Source organism: Deltaproteobacteria bacterium (assembly GCA_016931625.1).
In the GTDB taxonomy this organism is placed as follows: domain Bacteria; phylum Myxococcota; class XYA12-FULL-58-9; order XYA12-FULL-58-9; family JAFGEK01; genus JAFGEK01.
This window is the reverse complement of sequence record JAFGEK010000216.1, coordinates 1-15,955: the sequence shown is the minus strand read 5'-3', so window position 1 is coordinate 15,955 and position 15,955 is coordinate 1. Positions and strand designations below refer to the sequence as shown.

The following is a 15,955-nucleotide window of genomic DNA, read 5'->3' as shown; positions in this document are numbered from 1 at the left end:
TGTAAATTTGCCAAGGTCATAGTCACCTAGAAGAATATTATAAAACGTTTACCATGCAAACTTATCACTACATAAGATTTCTTACTTTGTTTAAAATGACAACCTTTTTTTAGGTTGGTTATTTGACTAATTAAAAGCCCACTCTATTGACCTTAGCCTTTGTTCAAGCCATACGTTGCCGCTATGCGAGCGCTTTCTTTGCTGCCCTTTATTGCTTTTTTCGGATTAATCACGGTTGCTGCTGCACAAAATGAAGAATTTACTGGGAGCAATGGTATAAAGATCGAATTTATTGAACCGTTAGCCCCCCCGTCAGGTCTTGGCCGTATCGACTGTTTTTCGGGTTCGGGTTGTAAGCCACTTAATCGGGCACAATGTGGTGATGAAACTGGTCTCACGCGTGAAATAGCTGCCAGATTATCATGGGATACATCCACTGCAACAAGTGACACTAAGCTTTATGTTTGGGTGCAAAAAGAGTCTTCTTCATCTACTTCGACTGTAGTTGAAAGCTGTACGTATGATGGTTCAAGCACATCAAGAACTTTATTATTAAGTAATCCATTAACGGTAATTGGTTCGGTGCTTGATTATAGCGAGTTAACCTTCCCCGATGATTACGATGAAAACCTAATTCTCACGGTTGGCGATTTTATGAACGCCACCGGAGAGTTAGCCGATAACACTAATGTTGTTGCTGATGCATGCTCAGATTCTTTTAAGCGCGTCGTGTACCGTTTGTGTTTTGGCATTAATCTAAATGCAACTTGCATTGGTTGCACTGCAACTGACTTAGATGTGGTTACTTCTAGTGATCCTAGTGCGTACCTACGTATCTATGTTTATACAAAACCACCAAACGATGTTACTAATGCAACAGTTACCGCGCTTGATAGTCGTTTGCGAGTGACAGCAATAGCTAGCGGTACTCGTGAAGTTGGCGAAAAATGGAAAGTGAGAATGCGTCCGTTAGTTTCAATTGCTGACGCTTCAGAAGACGATTGTTCATTATGGGATGATAGTGCCATTACTACTAATGCTGATGCTACTTCAGGAAATCAAATCGAAATTGATGGTAAAAATGGTCAATTATACGAAGGTTGTGTTTATCTTGTAGATTCTTTTGCTAATAAAAGTGAGGTATGGGCGAGTTTTGTTGGTACTCCAATAGAACAATGCGATTTTATCGAGTGTTATCCCGGCCCTCTTAGTACAGGTTGCAATGCAACAAGCAGATTAAGCCCGATACTGGGTACTTTATTGTTCGCTTTGTTTTTATGTTTTGTCTATTGCCGCCGTGGAGTGCGTCGATGAATAAAATAAAAAAACATTTTATCATATGTCGACGGATTATAATATTTGGCTCATGGTTGCGGTTATGCGTTTATATCATGTGTTGTGTAAGTTGGCTTATTACTAGTTCGGCAAATGCTGCGACCAATGAAAAGCCAATTTGGGGCTTTTCTATAGCCACCGGTCCATATCAACCAGAGATGGGTAAAAATAAAGCATATTATCGACGAATATATGCTGCAAAAAGCAACAGTTCATTATTCAAGCATCGGCCCTTGATGACTACGTTTACGGCAAATTGGTATATTCTTGATACTTTTGGTTTGCTTGGGCTTTACGGGCAATTCGGATATTGGAAGGTAAGCGCACCCACGCGTATTTGTAATGCTACCGATCCAAACGATGCCACTCAAACTGTAGTTGTTGCGTGTCAACCTGAGGACATTCTTGCTCGACGATCTGTAGAGGGTACTGATCAAACAGAGTTATCGATTTATCCATTATCTGTTGGGGTTAATTACAAATTTGATCTTCTGATGCGTGAATTTGCACTACCGTTAATGCCTTATACTAAAGGCGGAATAGATTATTTTCTATGGCGCAACACTACAGGTGGCCACGTATCTTATTATCATGGCAAGCAAGGATATGGTGGAACCTTAGGAGCACAAGCGGCTTTAGGATTAATGTTAAATCTTGATTGGATTGAGCCTAGTGCCGCAAAACACGCTCGCAGTTCTACCGGTGTTGTAGCTTCGTATATCTTTTTTGAAGCCAGACGTCTCTTTGCTGATGGTTTTGGCAACGAAAAAAAACTAGATCTATCAGCAACGCATTTGCAAGTGGGTTTAGCCCTTGATCTTAATTAAATGTCTGACGAATTAATACAACAGCGTAATATAAAACTACTTATTGAATATGATGGTAGCCGTTATCATGGTTGGCAGATGCAAAAGAATGGGCCTAGCATTCAAGCAGAAATTACTAATGCTATTGCTACGATTACTAAAGAAAAAGTAAATTTATGTGTCGCTGGGCGTACAGATGCTGGAGTACATGCGACTGGGCAGGTAGCAAACTTTTATACTCAAAGTAATATTCCTGCAGAACGTTTTGCCGCAGCGTTAAATACTGTGTTGCCATTTGATATTTCAATTCATTGCTCAAAACAGGTGCCAGATAACTTTCATTCACGCCTTGATTCAGAAAGTAAACGTTATTGTTATCAAGTATATAATGCTAAGCAACGATCAGCTCTAACAGATAAATACGCTTGGTTTATTCGTAGACGATTAGATATTGCGGTCATGAAACAAGGCGCGACTTTGTTACTTGGCGAGCAAGATTTTGAGGCATTTCGTAGCAGCCAGTGTGATGCCGAACATGCTTGGCGCTATATGAATAGCATTACTATTGACCAAGAAATGCGTCCACCAATAGGCGCTTTGGTGAAAATCACTTTTCATGCAAATGCCTTCTGTCGTCATATGTGCCGAATTCTTGCTGGCACCTTAATCGAAGTAGGTATGGGCAAGCGTAGTGCAAGTGACATCAGCGCGGCTCTTGCGAAAAGAAAAAGGGAATTCGCTGGTATTACCGCGCCTGCTCATGGCTTAACTTTACTTGAAGTTATTTATCCAAAATAGGTACACCCCCCTAAATCCTCAGTTAGCACCCTAAATCAGCCTATGTCGATTTAACGAATCCTTTTTGTTTTTGTAGCATCTTAATTTTCAAGAACTTTATTAAGGCTAATACTTCTTCGATATCAAAGAGGAATACTGAAGCATTGGTGAAGCCTTAATACATAAGCAAAGGTGGAAGTTTAAACACAAAAGGCGGACATAAAAATGGCTAAGACAGCAAAAAAAATCTTATCCGATTATAATCTTGATCGTTATGTCTCTGAAATTAATAGATATCCTTTGTTAACTCGTGAACAAGAAATCGAACTGGCGAAAAAATATCAACAAAATGGTGATTTTGATGCGGCGCAACAAATAATTGTATCAAATCTGCGTTTTGTTGTAAAAATTGCACATGAGTATCGTGGGTACAATCATCGTCTGCTTGATTTAATTCAAGAGGGAAACATCGGTTTAATGATAGCGGTAAGTAAATTCGATCCCAACAAGGGTTATCGCGTTATTTCTTATGCGGTGTGGTGGATTAGGGCATATATACAAAATTATATAATGCATTCGTGGTCTTTGGTTAAACTTGGTACTACCCAAACCCAACGTAAATTGTTTTTTAAATTACGTTCAGAGCGCGAGCGGGCTGATCATGAAACGATTAATGGAAATACTGTCTCCACTGCTGAATTAGCTGAACGTTTAGGGGTTAATGAAAGTGAAGTCATAAATATGGAGGCTCGTTTAGGTTCGCGGGATTTTTCATTAGACTCGACAATGCCAACTAATAACCAGACGTCGCATTTAGAGGTTCTAAGTGATAACTCGCCATCGCCAGAAGAAGAGTTTAGTAGTGTGCAAGAGCGTCAATTTGTACGCAACAAAATATACAAAGAAATGCGTCATTTAAATGAGAAAGAACGCTTTATCATTAGGCATCGTCTGCTTTGTGATGATCCTCAAACATTACAGCAAATTGGTCGACATTTTCGCATATCACGCGAAAGAGTTCGGCAAATCGAAGGTAATGTATTGAATAAAATTCGTGCAGCCCTGAGCGTTGGTGGCTTAAATTTTTCTTTTGCTGCTTAGGGCTTAGAGCTTAGGGCTTAGGAGAGGGAGCATCCCCTAATTAGAAAAATCTACTACAACGACGGTAATATTATCGACACCACCTGCTGCATTCGCTTTGGCAATTAATGACTGACAAGCTTTTTCAAGATCATCGCGATTTTCATTTATCGTTGCTGAAATGCTTGCTGAGTCAACTAATCCAGAAAGCCCATCAGAACACAGTACATAAACATCGCCAGCTTGCGGTTCAAGGCGATGAATATCAACAGTTACTGTTTCTTTCATACCGAGAGCTCTAACAATTACGTTTTTATGTGGAAAATGCTCAATTTCTTCAGGGGTTAGCTTGTGTACCTTAAGATAGTCGTTTAACAAAGAATGATCTTCAGTAACTTGCTTGATTTCGTTATCAGCACGAATAAGGTACGCACGAGAATCACCGACATGCCCAATAAAAGCAGAATTTTGTCCAACAACAAAAGTAACAATCGTTGTACCCATACCTCGATAGCGAGGATCAGACTGCGCGGTTTCATAAACCCGGCGATTAGCTAGTTTTACCCCGGTAATAAGGCGATTTTCATCATATACCAGGGTGCGATCCTCTTTGAATGGCCAGGTAATTTCGCGATCGCGGGCAGTATCGATATAAAAATTTGCGACAGTTTCAACCGCTATTTGCGAGGCAACTTCACCAGAGGCGTGCCCACCCATGCCATCAGCCACAATATAGAGATTTTCCTCGGCGAGCAGGAAATAATTATCCTCATTGTGTGACCGTTTCATCCCAGGATGAGTACCGGCAGCATATCTAACTTTCATGAAATTTCACTTCGCCTCACCGCCAAATAAAAATCAAGTGGTTATAGATCTGTATTTGTTTGGTAGCATTCGATAGTAAAGCAATCAAGTGCTTGTGTAACAAGTATTTTATGTGGCATTGATTAATAAAAGTACCTAAGTCTTGACTCAATCTTGACTTAGCCTTGACTTAAAAGGGTTCACCAAGACAAAATCTTCCACACTCATGAACAAGTTCTTAGATATTGTACTACGCGGCGACTTTAAAGACCTATCTAAGCGATATTCCGACATAATTCTCGCTGGTTTGGTGGTTGGGGTCGTCGGTATGATGGTGGTGCCTTTGCCCACCTTTATTATGGATCTGTTACTGGTCGTTAGCATCACTATCGCTGTTTCAATGCTAATGATCTCAATTTATATTCCGAGTGCTCTAAAATTATCATCGTATCCTACTATTATTCTTATTACGACGTTATTTCGTTTGGCACTTAACGTTTCTTCAACGCGTTTGATTTTACTTAATGGTGATGCCGGTAGAGTTATTGAATCATTTGGTAAATTCGTTGTTCGCGGTAATATTGTCGTTGGCGCAGTTATCTTTCTGGTTCTAACAATTATTCAGTTTTTAGTTATTGCTAAAGGCTCTGAGCGTGTCGCTGAAGTTGCTGCTCGTTTCACTCTCGACGCCATGCCCGGCAAACAAATGTCGATTGATGCTGATTTACGTGCTGGTGCTTTTGATATTGATGAAGCTCGAAGACGCCGGACTGAACTGCAGCGTGAATCGCAATTGTTTGGTTCAATGGACGGCGCGATGAAATTCGTAAAAGGTGATACTATTGCGGGGCTTATTATTGCTGCCATTAATATTATCGCCGGTATAATTATTGGCATTACCATGATGGGTTTTACCGCAGCCGAAAGTGCGCAAAGATTTACTATTCTTACCATTGGTGACGGTTTAGTTTCGCAAATTCCGGCGTTATTATCATCAATGACCGCTGGTTTAATCGTTACTCGTGTGGCTAGCGAAGAGTCAGACAGTAATCTTGGCAAAGATATTTCGACCCAGATTTTGGCACAACCAAAAGCATTTGCAGTGGCCGCTGGTTTGTTGGTTGGCATTGGTCTAGTGCCTGGTTTGCCTACTGTTCCCTTCTTTTTCATTGGTGGTGGTGTTGCGATTGTTGCTTATAGCTTAATGCGTCAAAAAACAGCTAGTGCTGATGGCGAGGGCCCTTCTAACGAAGTGCAAGCAATGGGTGAAGAAACCAAGGCCAAACAAATTGAGGCAGCTAAGAAGCAAGAAGGCCAATCACAGCAAATGCTACCGGTTGTTACTCCTATCGCCTTAGAGGTTTCGAGTAATTTGATACCGTTGGTTGAAGATACCGGTGGCGGTAATAAGTTTTTAGGTGAAATGGTGCCAATGATGCGCGACGGCTTGTTTTATGAACTTGGTGTCAAATTCCCAGGTATTCGTGTGCGCGGCAATGAAACTGATCTACCAGACGGTGCCTACATCATTATGATTAACGAAATACCGCTTATATCTGGTAATGTTTCATTAGATAAAGTGTTGGTAAACGATACGGTTGATCGCCTAACGCTATTGAATATAAAAGGTGAAGAGGCTATCAATCCTGCTAATGGGTCTGAGTGTGCGTGGATTTCAGCAAACTATGCAGCGATTGCCGAACAAGCTGGCCTAACTACCTGGGATGCCGCAGGTTATATGGTGCTACATTTATCTTCAGTTTTACGCAAAAATGCCGCCGAATTTGTTGGCATTCAAGAAGTACAGAATATGCTTGAACAACTCGAGCAAGCTTTTCCGGCATTGGTTAAAGAAGTAGTACCTAAAGCAGTTTCGCCTTTTCAGCTAACTGATATTATGCGTCGCTTGGTTGAAGAAGAAATATCAATTCGTGACTTGCGTTCGATTTTGCAAGCCTTAGCTGAATGGGGGCAAGTCGAAAACGATACGGTCATGCTTACGGAATATGTACGCAATGCCTTAAAACGATACATTTCGCATAAATACACCCGTGGCGGTAATACCTTAGTTGTTTATTTGCTTGACCCACAGGTAGAAGAAGCGGTGCGTAGTTCTATTCAACATACTCAAAGTGGTTCATACCTGGCACTCGAACCTGAAATTACCCAAGAAATATTAACAGCAGTACGCAATGAAGTAGGTAATTTACCACCAACGGCTCAAAATCCGGTTATTTTAACCACTATGGAAATACGCCGCTATTTTCGTAAACTAGTTGAACTTGAATTCCCACATTTAGCTGTGCTCTCTTATCAAGAATTATCACCTGATATGAATATTCAGCCAATCGCGCGTATTAGTCTTGAGAGCTAATTGTTTATCGTAAAGCTCAATCTCAAAAAAAGTTGGTTAATAAGATTTATTAAAAAATTCGTAAAAATCGATTATGAATGTCGCCTTATCTAGGTAGAATAACATGTGGTTAAAAATATTTAATGATAGAATTAGAATGACTGGGAGAATGACCTATGCCAGAGGCTCATCAACAAGCAAATACCAAGGGAATTGGTATCTATTGGTTGCGTATGGTTATTAATAGTTTTGGCAGGGATGCAGATCAAAATATGTCTAACAATCTTTCTGCTGAAGATTATCAATTATATCGCAACTTGATGCCAATGAGTTGGGTTGCTGAGGATACCGCAGTTCGTATTTATGAAGCTGCTGGTAATATAATTTATGCAGATGCTACAAACGTACTTTATCAAGTTGGATATGGCATGGCTTCTGCTAACCTTTCTACTACATATAAGGTATTAATTCGATTCGCCACCATCTCGTACGTCTTAACTCAGGCTTCTAGGCTTTGGCGTACTTATCATGATACCGGTGAGGCAAAAGCATATAGTGGCGAGCAAAAAAATAGTGTGATATTCAGTGTAATTGATTTCCCCGGTCTTCCTATAAAAATGCGTCAAGTTTTGCGAGAATACGTTGCAGGATTATCAAAAATATGTGGGGTTAAAAATGGTTATGTTACTCTTGATGAAAGCAACCCGCAGTTTTGGAAATGGATACTAACTTGGTAACTTTTAATTATTGGTAGAAATTGTCTCTAATAAGAAATTTCTTAATAATTGTGCAAACTGAATTGGTCGCTCATTGAAAGGAAAATGACCTGCCCCAGGCACTACCATAAAGCGAGAATGCGAGAATAATGAAGCGAACGCACGTGTTTGATCTAATGTTTGTAAATCAGCATCACCTTGAAGTATTAGAGTTGGTACAGTAATGCTTTTTAAAGCATCTCTCCAGTCATGTCGTTTTCCTAAACTTAGTATGAGCATAGTTGGGATTTCTTTTTCGACGATATCGAATGTGCTGTTTTGCAGCGTGGTCTGTGCCTCCTTTTCACGTTTGATGATTTCATCATTGGTATTTGATATTTGTTTTAGAGAAGCGAGTTGTTTACTTATGGTATGACGATGTTTTTCAAGATAGATTAGCAAATCGGTCTCAGTTACATCATCTTTTAAAATCTCGGCAATAGTATCTAGTGATAATTGAAGTTCTTTAAGATAGGTTAAAGCACGTGCTCGAATTTATATCTTTACTATTATAATATCGATAATTAGTTTGTTCATCGATAACCGCTGGAATTAATATTTGTTTTTCGTGATAAAAGCGTAAAGCCTTAATTGAAATGCCAGTTATCCTTGAGAATTCACCAATGCTATACACCGCGACCTCCAGTTATCATCGAATGCATCTTAAATTTGTGGCTACTTTGCAGCCTCCTCAAAGTGGAGAGTCAATCGTTTGATAATAGACGCATCCGATTATTTGCGTAAGAGATCATGCATTAAGATAGTGTTATTTTTACATCTAGGTAAATGTGATTTGTATCTAAAAATATTTTAAATATTACAAAGCACTTGCTGCGGCTAAGCGTTTTATTGCTACTAGTTGAGATTGTGAAATTGGGTGCCTATAGTATTTGTCTAGTAAGAAAAAATTTGGGTCAACCGGTAAAAAACGATGATGGCGATATTGTTTTTCATTTTGGTAGACTAGGTGGTGTATTACCCGGGATTGGGATTGTTACACCTTAAAGTGACTGATCAAAATCGAACCAGACTATGTTATTAAGGGGTATGTTGTAATCAACTGGTGAAAGAAGGATATACGCTTTATCCGTAATATTGAGATTTTACATATTTTACTGTGGTGAAAGTGAGATAGGTATGAAGTATTATGTTTTTTGTCTAGCCATAATTATAGCGGGTTGCACTAATCACAATGACGACTCACGCTGTAATGAAAATCCTCCATGCTCGGATGGCTTTTCGTGCGTTAATGGAAAATGTCGACAGAACTGTATTGTTGATAAGAACTGTGCGCTTAAATCAGAAGCGTGTATTGATGGATACTGCCAAGCCGGCGCTAATCAGTGCGCTAGCGATACTGATTGTATAAACCCTAGTGTATGCAAAACCACTAACGGTGCCGAATGTTGGGGCGGAGCCTGTCATTATCCACTGCAAGCACCTGGTAGTGAATGCAGCGATGGTGATGTATGTACTCTCAATGACCGCTGTACTGCTCAAGGTGAATGTATTGGCGATACGGGATGTACTACTCCTTCTGCTACTAATCCTGGAATTATCGAAGTAAACGAAGACGGCAGCGTAGAATTCGTATTGACCGCAACAGATAATGAAGATGAAGAGGAGTCACTATTAATTAGCATCACTAAGGCCCCGACTCACGGTACGCTTAAACCTCAATCAGGATCAGCCCCACTGAAGGTGAAATATATACCGCAGTCTGATTACAATGGTCTTGATGAACTCACGTTTACTGCCTCTGACAACATGTCTTTAGTATCGCAACCACAAAAAGTTATTATAAATGTGAAAGCAACAAACGATCCACCGACAGCAAATAATTTATCTTTTGTCCTTGAAGCTAATGGTACTATAGGCGGTAACTTAAGCGCTAATGATATTGATGGTGATCTAATCGTATATAATCTCGTAGACACCCCAATAGGTGGCGAGGTAACCCTATTAAACACTGCTACCGGGCAATTTCAATTTGTCGCCGACGAATCGTTTGAATGTACAGGGAGCTTCATATATACTGCAAGCGACGGGCAATTGACTAGTGCGCCGATAACAGTATTAATTGAGCAACAACCACAGGTAACCAGTTTATTTCCGCAAAGCGGCACTACCGGATTACCATTAGTGGTCAGCGGTGAGCACTTTTGTAAGACGCCGGGTGAAGTAAATATTGGTGGACGGCCAGCTACAGTTATAATGTGGACTGATAAGTTAATAACCGTCATTGTTCCTAAAGACAATATTAGTGGCGTTCAAGATATAATAGTAACAACAAGTCGCAACCAATCCAGCACCCCAGCAAATTACGAAATTAAGCCATGGATAAATTATGTCGAACCATTATGGATTGGTAATAATGAAGAACTATTATTATCGGGTAACGGTTTAGGCGCAACTGCTGGTAGCGTTAATATTGGTGGTATCAATGCAGAAATAATAGATTGGAGTAATACAAGCGTACGAATTTTAGTGCCAGACGAATCTGCAAGTGGGCGACAGGTGGTGGTTTTAATGACAGCTACAGGAGAAAGTAGCAATGTGTTGACGGTAACCATAAGCGGCCCTGATTTATGGAAGCCTTCTAAATTTCCAGAAGGACGTAAATATCATACGACAGCGTGGACTGGTACTGAGCTGATAGTCTGGGGTGGATATATCGGCAGCAACCCTCAAAACAGCGGCTGGCGTTACAACCAAGCAAGCGGCACTTGGACTACTATAAGCACTGCTAGCGCCCCAGAAGCCCGATATCAGCACGCAGCTGTATGGACTGGCACTAAGCTGATAGTTTGGGGTGGATATAATTTTAGTGGTGTTTTTAATACCGGTGGTCAATACAACCCCAAAACTGATGTCTGGACCCCCATGAATACTAACTTTGCCCCAGAAGCCCGGTATCAGCACACAGCTGTATGGACTGGCACTGAGCTGATAGTCTGGGGAGGAAATGACCTCAACAGCAATCTTTTAAACACTGGCGGTCGTTATGACCCTAAAGAAGATAAGTGGACAGCTATAAGTACAACAGATGCTCCAATAGCCCGTAATAACCACACAGCCGTGTGGACTGGTACTGAGCTGATAGTCTGGGGAGGAAATGACCTCAACAGCAATCTTTTAAACACTGGGGGTCGATACGATCCCCAAACTGACACTTGGAAAGCTTTGAATATAACCGATGCTCCTCAAGCTCGCCGTTATCACACAGCGGTGTGGACTGGTAATGAAATGTTAGTCTGGGGTGGAGATGTTAGCCGTACTGGTAGCGTCATAAATACTGGCGGTCGCTATAAACCTATAGAAGATAAGTGGACAGCTATAAGTACAACCAATGCTCCACAAGCTCGCCGTATTCACTCAGCAGTATGGACCAACACAGAACTATTAGTTTGGGGGGGATATAACGGTAGCAAGTTTTTTAATACCGGCGGTCGCTATGACCCTATAGAAGACCAGTGGACAGCTATAAGTACAGATGTTGCCCCCGAAGCCCGGGGTGAGCATTCAGCAATATGGACTGGCAATGAAATGTTGGTCTGGGGTGGAGATATCATTAGCAAAGATATTGCTACCGGCGGTCAATACAACCCAACAACTGACAAATGGACATCAATGACAACAGCCGATCCCCCTGAAGCTCGCCGTCTTCCTACAGCAGTGTGGACCGGTGCTGAGCTGCTGGTCTGGGGCGGATATGGTACTAGCAACACTTTAAATAGTGGTGGTCGTTATGACCTAGCAACTAACATGTGGACTCCGATGAGCACTGCTGGTGTCCCAACAGCCCGTTATAGTCATACAGCGGTGTGGACCGGCACGCAAATGTTGGTTTGGGGCGGAAATAACGGTAGCAATTATCTAAACACTGGCGGTATCTACAACCCAACAAACAACGAGTGGACACCGATAAGTACTTCAGGTGCCCCAGCCGCCCGTTATCATCACACCGCGGTGTGGTGCGGCGACACGATGTTAATTTGGGGCGGATATAGTGGTAGCAGTTATTTAAATACTGGTGGTATCTACGATGTAACAAACAACCAGTGGACAGATATGAACATTACTGGTGCCCCAGAAGCCCGTGATCAGCATGTGGCGGTGTGGACCGGTGATAAGCTGTTAGTTTGGGGTGGATATAGCAGTAGTAGCGATTTTTTGAATACCGGTGGTATCTATGATCCATCAATGGACCAGTGGACACCTATAAACACTACTGGTGCACCCGAAGCCCGCTATTACCATTCAGTAGTGTGGACCGGCGATAAGATGATAGTTTGGGGTGGATATGGCGATGGTAATAAATATTTAGATACTGGTGGTATCTATGATCCAACAATGGACCAGTGGACAGATATGAACATTACTGGTGCCCCAGAACCCCGCGCTTACCATAGAGCGGTATGGACCGGCATGCAGATGTTGGTCTGGGGCGGAAGTAGCAGTAGTAGTGGTTTTATTAACATCGGCGGTCGCTATAATCCAACAAATAATGAGTGGACAGCCATGAGTACTACCAATGTACCGGTAGCACGTATTTACCACATAGCGGTATGGACTGGTGCTGAGCTCATAGTTTGGGGTGGATATAATGGTGGAAATATTGATAGCATGGGGATGTACTATCCATAGCCAAAGGTACCAATTGCTAAATTAAGTAATGTAAAAAAATCTTTATAATTTCGGTGTTATAAAATTTTAATGCCAGAGATCATTAATACTTGCGCTACTATTTCGCATATTTCTCCGACTTTATTAGCAGTTAAAGGTGATGATAGCCTTGCTGCTTGGTTACGCCATAATCGCATTTCTTTTTTAGATATGACTAGCGATGCTCAAGCGCAATGTGCCGATGTTGTAGCAATTGAGAGCAATGAGCTATTTACACTCAATATAGATAGCACCTCCTCGTTTACCAATCACGGTGCTACGGTTTAGTTGAAGCGACCAGATGCAACTTTTTTAACCCAAAAAAAATTAATACCTTCGGTATTATTTGCGGCATTTACCGGTGAGTTACCCATAAGCCGTAGACCATCATCATCAATCCAAGGTATCCCATCACCACCGACTGGATGGTCAATATCTTTTAAGCGTGGATTAGTGCCGAAATAGCTATGGGTATCTTGAAAGCCTTGACCATTGTCATGTGATGGATATGAAAAATCGGGCAAATAAATATTATAATCCCAGGTTGAACCTTTGCCTTTTAATAAGCTAGATACAGTTAATGTAGTGCCGCCAGAACGTGAGACAATGTTGTTGGTGAAAGTAAAATTGGCACAATTGGTAACCATAATGCTGCCACCGGCGGCGTTATCAAATACATTTTTGTTGAGAGTAATATTATTAACAACATCAGAGCCATTTGATTTGTCCCACTGCGATTCGATCGGATCAGTTGAACCCATCATAAAACTGCCAGTGCTAATGCGTGAAAAAGTAATATTGACACCATTAGGTAACGTAGCTGTTATGTTAGAATTAGCAGCGCTAGCATAATTATGGTGCAACAATATGAAGGTAACCCAAACAAGAAATGACATCATCTTGATTGTGATCATGTTTACCCTTAAAAAAATAATTGTTAGATTAAATTAACTACGGCATATTGCTTTGCCAAAAACCTCATAATCGTCGCCATTATCATCAACATTAAAATCAGATAAGCCACCATCATTGCCAATAGCGATAACGCGAAAATAATAGGTAACTTCGGGGTCAACTATAATCTTAGTTTCTGTTTGCTTTGGTAATACATCTTGTATTTGCACATCATCTAAACCGTCGGCGGCCGCTACCGAAAGATAGGTGTCGTCGGTGCGTTTAAATGATTGCTTGGCATAAAATACTCGGTATCCACTAAGTGAATCTAATGAAGAACCATCAACAAAGGTGGTTACGGGATCCCACGCAATTTTAATGCTCCAGTGCCCAGTGCATTCTGGGACTTGGGTGTTATTTGTGTTGTTCGTGTTATTTGTATTATTTTGTTCTGAGTTTGCCTTATTGTTAGTATTATTATCATCATCTTTATTTGTCACGCTCTTGCCATTGTTCGGAGGTTAAATCGGGGGCAGGGGCGCAGGGATCTGGCTGTGTATAAGTGCCGTATCGTGTCCAACGATCAGCATAACGTAATAGCGATATACTTGACCAAACACTGTTCATTTCAGGAACGAGATGAAATACCAGTGTTTCATATTTTCAGGGGAGAGAAACACAACATGATTGATAGTTATTGCCAGGTTTATAACCACCATCGATATAGCCATAAGGACCAGCAAGTGAAGAATTATTCGTTTTATCCGTTGCCAGCGATTGCCAATAGTTTTCTTCACTCCAACTATATTTATCGCTATAAAGTATTTTATTATTACGGCCGACTTGTAATCTATCTTGTTCAATGCATGTAATAGTTATCGGATTAGCTTTGGTTGCTAATACCCAAAAATCACCATTAGCAAAACGTCCAAAGTTTTGGCCAAAGGTAACGGCCTTTTGTAAATACCAAACTACGCCAAATTGCCGAATAGTATTTGTGGCAGAACTGTGTGGGTACGGAAAATAAACCGAAGGATAAGTAGATGGTTTCGTACTAAGACATCCTTTTGTGTCGATAGATCTTAATGAATAGCCATAAACTCCAGGTTGTTCTAAAGTGTCAGTGTAAGACCCATTTGTGGTTTCTGTAAGCTGAGTATGATCACGATATATACGATATTTTGTTCCATTATTCGATGTAGTCCAAGTGATAGTTACTTGATCATTATCGATATTAGCAGAAATGCAATTACAAAAAATCATAACAAATAATAATAGCTTGCTTTCAGCATCTGCTTTGGGGGCAGTCTTGGGCTAAGTATTTTATATCAATACTTTTTTAATAAAATTACATTTGGTGCAGGTTTACATAGTTATGGGCAATTTAACCAATGGCAATATTTAGCCGCAGGTCAACAGTATAAAGCAAAACAGTGGTTAATTGGCGGTGGTCCCCAACTGCAAAATATTTGGCAATTAAATGAACAAATTTCTTTGCTACTTAATATACGTGCTTTATTTACACCAAATATAGATGAGGTAATTGATACACATAGCAAAGTATCAATAAATAGGGTGCCATATTTAAGTTAGCAAACCGGCTGCGGTGTACAATGGCGTTTTAAATAGATACTAAATAATAAACTAATGTTGCAATGCAATATGTGGGAAGGATTATACGTATTTACGGCAAGATTAAGGTGATGCAAAAGTGGTTGCAGAACAAGAGCCATCAGATGGTGATTTGATGACGGCATTAGCAAAAGGAGATTATACTAGCCTAGGACGCTTATACCGGCGCCATAAAACAGTAGTGTGTGATTTGCTTCTGCGTTTAGATCCAACGCACTCACAAGCAGATGCTGAAGATTTATGTCAAGAAGTATTTCTAACGCTTTATCAAACTGCAGCGCGATATTCTGGCGGTGATCGTTTACGTCCATGGCTATTGGGTATTACGCTAAATAAAGCGCGTCGGTTTCGTAATAAATGGCGCTTGCGGCGCTGGTTGCTTTGGCAACGTTATTCTCAAAATAAAAAGTAAAATAATGATACACAGAACTATGCGACAAACCCAGACAATGTCATAGCAGAACGTCAACATATTGCACAGGCTTTATCATCATTAAAACCGCAGCATCGCGAAGTAATCGCTTTGTATGTTGGTGAAAATTTATGCGGTGAAGAAATAGCTAAGATTCTTGGGGTTGAAGTTAAAACAGTATGGACAAGATTACATCGGGCTCGTGAGGCGTTAAATAAAGCATTGGGAGGGGTTATTAAGTTGATCGCTTAAGCAATATTTTTTTGATTCTTTAATAGCCTTATTTTTTAAGTTTTGTTTTTTCTCTTTAAGTTTAGCTTTTCTTTTGGCTTGTTTTTTTTATGACTTTTTTGGTTGTTGCAAGAATTTTTTGTTTCTTCTCACGCTCTTGTTGATGCCACATTCTGAATAATTGTAAGTTAATAGCCAGCAATTCCATGAT

At 40.6% G+C, this 15,955-nt stretch carries 17 protein-coding genes; 10 read left to right on the top strand and 7 right to left on the bottom strand.

The annotated features are described in order from the left end of the window. Positions 1 to 183: 183 nt before the first annotated feature. The 4 genes from JW841_17685 to JW841_17670 all read left to right on the top strand — a co-directional run bounded on the left by JW841_17685 (position 184) and on the right by JW841_17670 (position 4,019). On the top strand, positions 184 to 1,314 hold the full coding sequence (locus JW841_17685; protein MBN1962766.1) for a hypothetical protein: 1,131 nt from the start codon (positions 184 to 186) through the stop codon (positions 1,312 to 1,314). Then, on the top strand, positions 1,311 to 2,162 hold the full coding sequence (locus tag JW841_17680; protein MBN1962765.1) for a hypothetical protein: 852 nt from the start codon (positions 1,311 to 1,313) through the stop codon (positions 2,160 to 2,162). The genes JW841_17685 and JW841_17680 overlap by 4 nt, the downstream gene beginning before the upstream one ends. Beyond that, positions 2,163 to 2,939, top strand: a complete 777-nt coding sequence (gene truA / locus JW841_17675; GenBank protein MBN1962764.1) for a tRNA pseudouridine(38-40) synthase TruA — start codon at positions 2,163 to 2,165, stop codon at positions 2,937 to 2,939. It begins immediately after the preceding gene. Positions 2,940 to 3,143: 204 nt separating this feature from the next. Continuing rightward, on the top strand, positions 3,144 to 4,019 hold the full coding sequence (locus JW841_17670; GenBank protein ID MBN1962763.1) for an RNA polymerase factor sigma-32: 876 nt from the start codon (positions 3,144 to 3,146) through the stop codon (positions 4,017 to 4,019). A gap of 36 nt (positions 4,020 to 4,055) precedes the next feature. On the opposite strand, the gene JW841_17665 is transcribed toward JW841_17670, so the two are convergent. After that, positions 4,056 to 4,823: a Stp1/IreP family PP2C-type Ser/Thr phosphatase gene (locus tag JW841_17665; protein MBN1962762.1), complete on the bottom strand. Its 768-nt coding sequence runs from the start codon at positions 4,821 to 4,823 to the stop codon at positions 4,056 to 4,058. Positions 4,824 to 5,028: 205 nt separating this feature from the next. On the opposite strand from JW841_17665, the gene sctV reads away from it, so the two are divergent. Both sctV and JW841_17655 read left to right on the top strand, forming a co-directional pair. Next, positions 5,029 to 7,176, top strand: coding sequence for a type III secretion system export apparatus subunit SctV (gene sctV, locus JW841_17660; GenBank protein MBN1962761.1), 2,148 nt, complete (start codon positions 5,029 to 5,031; stop codon positions 7,174 to 7,176). A gap of 155 nt (positions 7,177 to 7,331) precedes the next feature. Next, a complete protein-coding gene (locus JW841_17655) occupies positions 7,332 to 7,892 on the top strand; it encodes a hypothetical protein (protein MBN1962760.1) in 561 nt (186 codons plus the stop codon). A gap of 3 nt (positions 7,893 to 7,895) precedes the next feature. Here JW841_17655 and JW841_17650 read toward each other — a convergent pair whose 3' ends face one another. Then, positions 7,896 to 8,312, bottom strand: a complete 417-nt coding sequence (locus JW841_17650) for a hypothetical protein (GenBank protein MBN1962759.1) — start codon at positions 8,310 to 8,312, stop codon at positions 7,896 to 7,898. Positions 8,313 to 8,376: 64 nt separating this feature from the next. Beyond that, positions 8,377 to 8,544 carry a MerR family DNA-binding transcriptional regulator gene (locus tag JW841_17645; GenBank protein MBN1962758.1) on the bottom strand — a complete coding sequence of 56 codons (168 nt, stop codon included), beginning with the start codon at positions 8,542 to 8,544 and terminating at the stop codon, positions 8,377 to 8,379. 503 nt (positions 8,545 to 9,047) lie between these two features. On the opposite strand from JW841_17645, the gene JW841_17640 reads away from it, so the two are divergent. Both JW841_17640 and JW841_17635 read left to right on the top strand, forming a co-directional pair. Beyond that, the gene (locus tag JW841_17640; GenBank protein ID MBN1962757.1) at positions 9,048 to 12,557 is read left to right on the top strand and encodes an IPT/TIG domain-containing protein; all 3,510 of its coding nucleotides are present in this window, start codon (positions 9,048 to 9,050) and stop codon (positions 12,555 to 12,557) included. A 69-nt stretch (positions 12,558 to 12,626) separates the two neighbouring features. Continuing rightward, positions 12,627 to 12,863: a hypothetical protein gene (locus JW841_17635; GenBank protein ID MBN1962756.1), complete on the top strand. Its 237-nt coding sequence runs from the start codon at positions 12,627 to 12,629 to the stop codon at positions 12,861 to 12,863. On the opposite strand, the gene JW841_17630 is transcribed toward JW841_17635, so the two are convergent. Genes JW841_17630 through JW841_17615 form a run of 4 tightly spaced genes read right to left on the bottom strand, consistent with a single transcriptional unit; the run spans position 12,860 to position 14,732 of the window. After that, the gene (locus JW841_17630; GenBank protein ID MBN1962755.1) at positions 12,860 to 13,489 is read right to left on the bottom strand and encodes a hypothetical protein; all 630 of its coding nucleotides are present in this window, start codon (positions 13,487 to 13,489) and stop codon (positions 12,860 to 12,862) included. The genes JW841_17635 and JW841_17630 overlap by 4 nt on opposite strands. Positions 13,490 to 13,522: 33 nt before the next feature. Continuing rightward, positions 13,523 to 13,969 carry a hypothetical protein gene (locus tag JW841_17625; protein MBN1962754.1) on the bottom strand — a complete coding sequence of 149 codons (447 nt, stop codon included), beginning with the start codon at positions 13,967 to 13,969 and terminating at the stop codon, positions 13,523 to 13,525. Continuing rightward, positions 13,959 to 14,096: a hypothetical protein gene (locus tag JW841_17620; protein ID MBN1962753.1), complete on the bottom strand. Its 138-nt coding sequence runs from the start codon at positions 14,094 to 14,096 to the stop codon at positions 13,959 to 13,961. Before JW841_17620 ends, JW841_17625 begins: the two co-directional genes overlap by 11 nt. Positions 14,097 to 14,132: 36 nt before the next feature. Continuing rightward, positions 14,133 to 14,732 (bottom strand): hypothetical protein, encoded by a 600-nt coding sequence (locus tag JW841_17615; protein MBN1962752.1) that lies wholly within the window; start codon positions 14,730 to 14,732, stop codon positions 14,133 to 14,135. Between the two features lie 448 nt (positions 14,733 to 15,180). Here JW841_17615 and JW841_17610 point away from each other — a divergent pair, with 448 nt between their 5' ends. Together JW841_17610 and JW841_17605 are read left to right on the top strand one after the other, a co-directional pair. Next, complete coding sequence (locus JW841_17610) at positions 15,181 to 15,513, top strand: hypothetical protein (protein MBN1962751.1); 333 nt, start codon at positions 15,181 to 15,183, stop codon at positions 15,511 to 15,513. A gap of 42 nt (positions 15,514 to 15,555) precedes the next feature. Continuing rightward, positions 15,556 to 15,765 carry a sigma-70 family RNA polymerase sigma factor gene (locus tag JW841_17605; GenBank protein MBN1962750.1) on the top strand — a complete coding sequence of 70 codons (210 nt, stop codon included), beginning with the start codon at positions 15,556 to 15,558 and terminating at the stop codon, positions 15,763 to 15,765. The last annotated feature ends 190 nt before the right edge of the window (positions 15,766 to 15,955 follow it).

Excerpts from the sequence above, each read along its gene's own strand:
- JW841_17655 (MBN1962760.1), top strand. The coding sequence starts at position 7,332 with ATGCCAGAGGCTCATCAACAAGCAAATACCAAGGGAATTGGTATCTAT.
- JW841_17680 (MBN1962765.1), top strand. The coding sequence starts at position 1,311 with ATGAATAAAATAAAAAAACATTTTATCATATGTCGACGGATTATAATA.
- JW841_17665 (MBN1962762.1), bottom strand. The coding sequence starts at position 4,823 with ATGAAAGTTAGATATGCTGCCGGTACTCATCCTGGGATGAAACGGTCA.
- JW841_17620 (MBN1962753.1), bottom strand. The coding sequence starts at position 14,096 with ATGAACAGTGTTTGGTCAAGTATATCGCTATTACGTTATGCTGATCGT.
- JW841_17615 (MBN1962752.1), bottom strand. The coding sequence starts at position 14,732 with ATGATTTTTTGTAATTGCATTTCTGCTAATATCGATAATGATCAAGTA.
- JW841_17630 (MBN1962755.1), bottom strand. The coding sequence starts at position 13,489 with ATGATCACAATCAAGATGATGTCATTTCTTGTTTGGGTTACCTTCATA.
- truA (MBN1962764.1), top strand. The coding sequence starts at position 2,163 with ATGTCTGACGAATTAATACAACAGCGTAATATAAAACTACTTATTGAA.
- JW841_17635 (MBN1962756.1), top strand. The coding sequence starts at position 12,627 with ATGCCAGAGATCATTAATACTTGCGCTACTATTTCGCATATTTCTCCG.
- JW841_17670 (MBN1962763.1), top strand. The coding sequence starts at position 3,144 with ATGGCTAAGACAGCAAAAAAAATCTTATCCGATTATAATCTTGATCGT.
- JW841_17685 (MBN1962766.1), top strand. The coding sequence starts at position 184 with ATGCGAGCGCTTTCTTTGCTGCCCTTTATTGCTTTTTTCGGATTAATC.
- sctV (MBN1962761.1), top strand. The coding sequence starts at position 5,029 with ATGAACAAGTTCTTAGATATTGTACTACGCGGCGACTTTAAAGACCTA.
- JW841_17640 (MBN1962757.1), top strand. The coding sequence starts at position 9,048 with ATGAAGTATTATGTTTTTTGTCTAGCCATAATTATAGCGGGTTGCACT.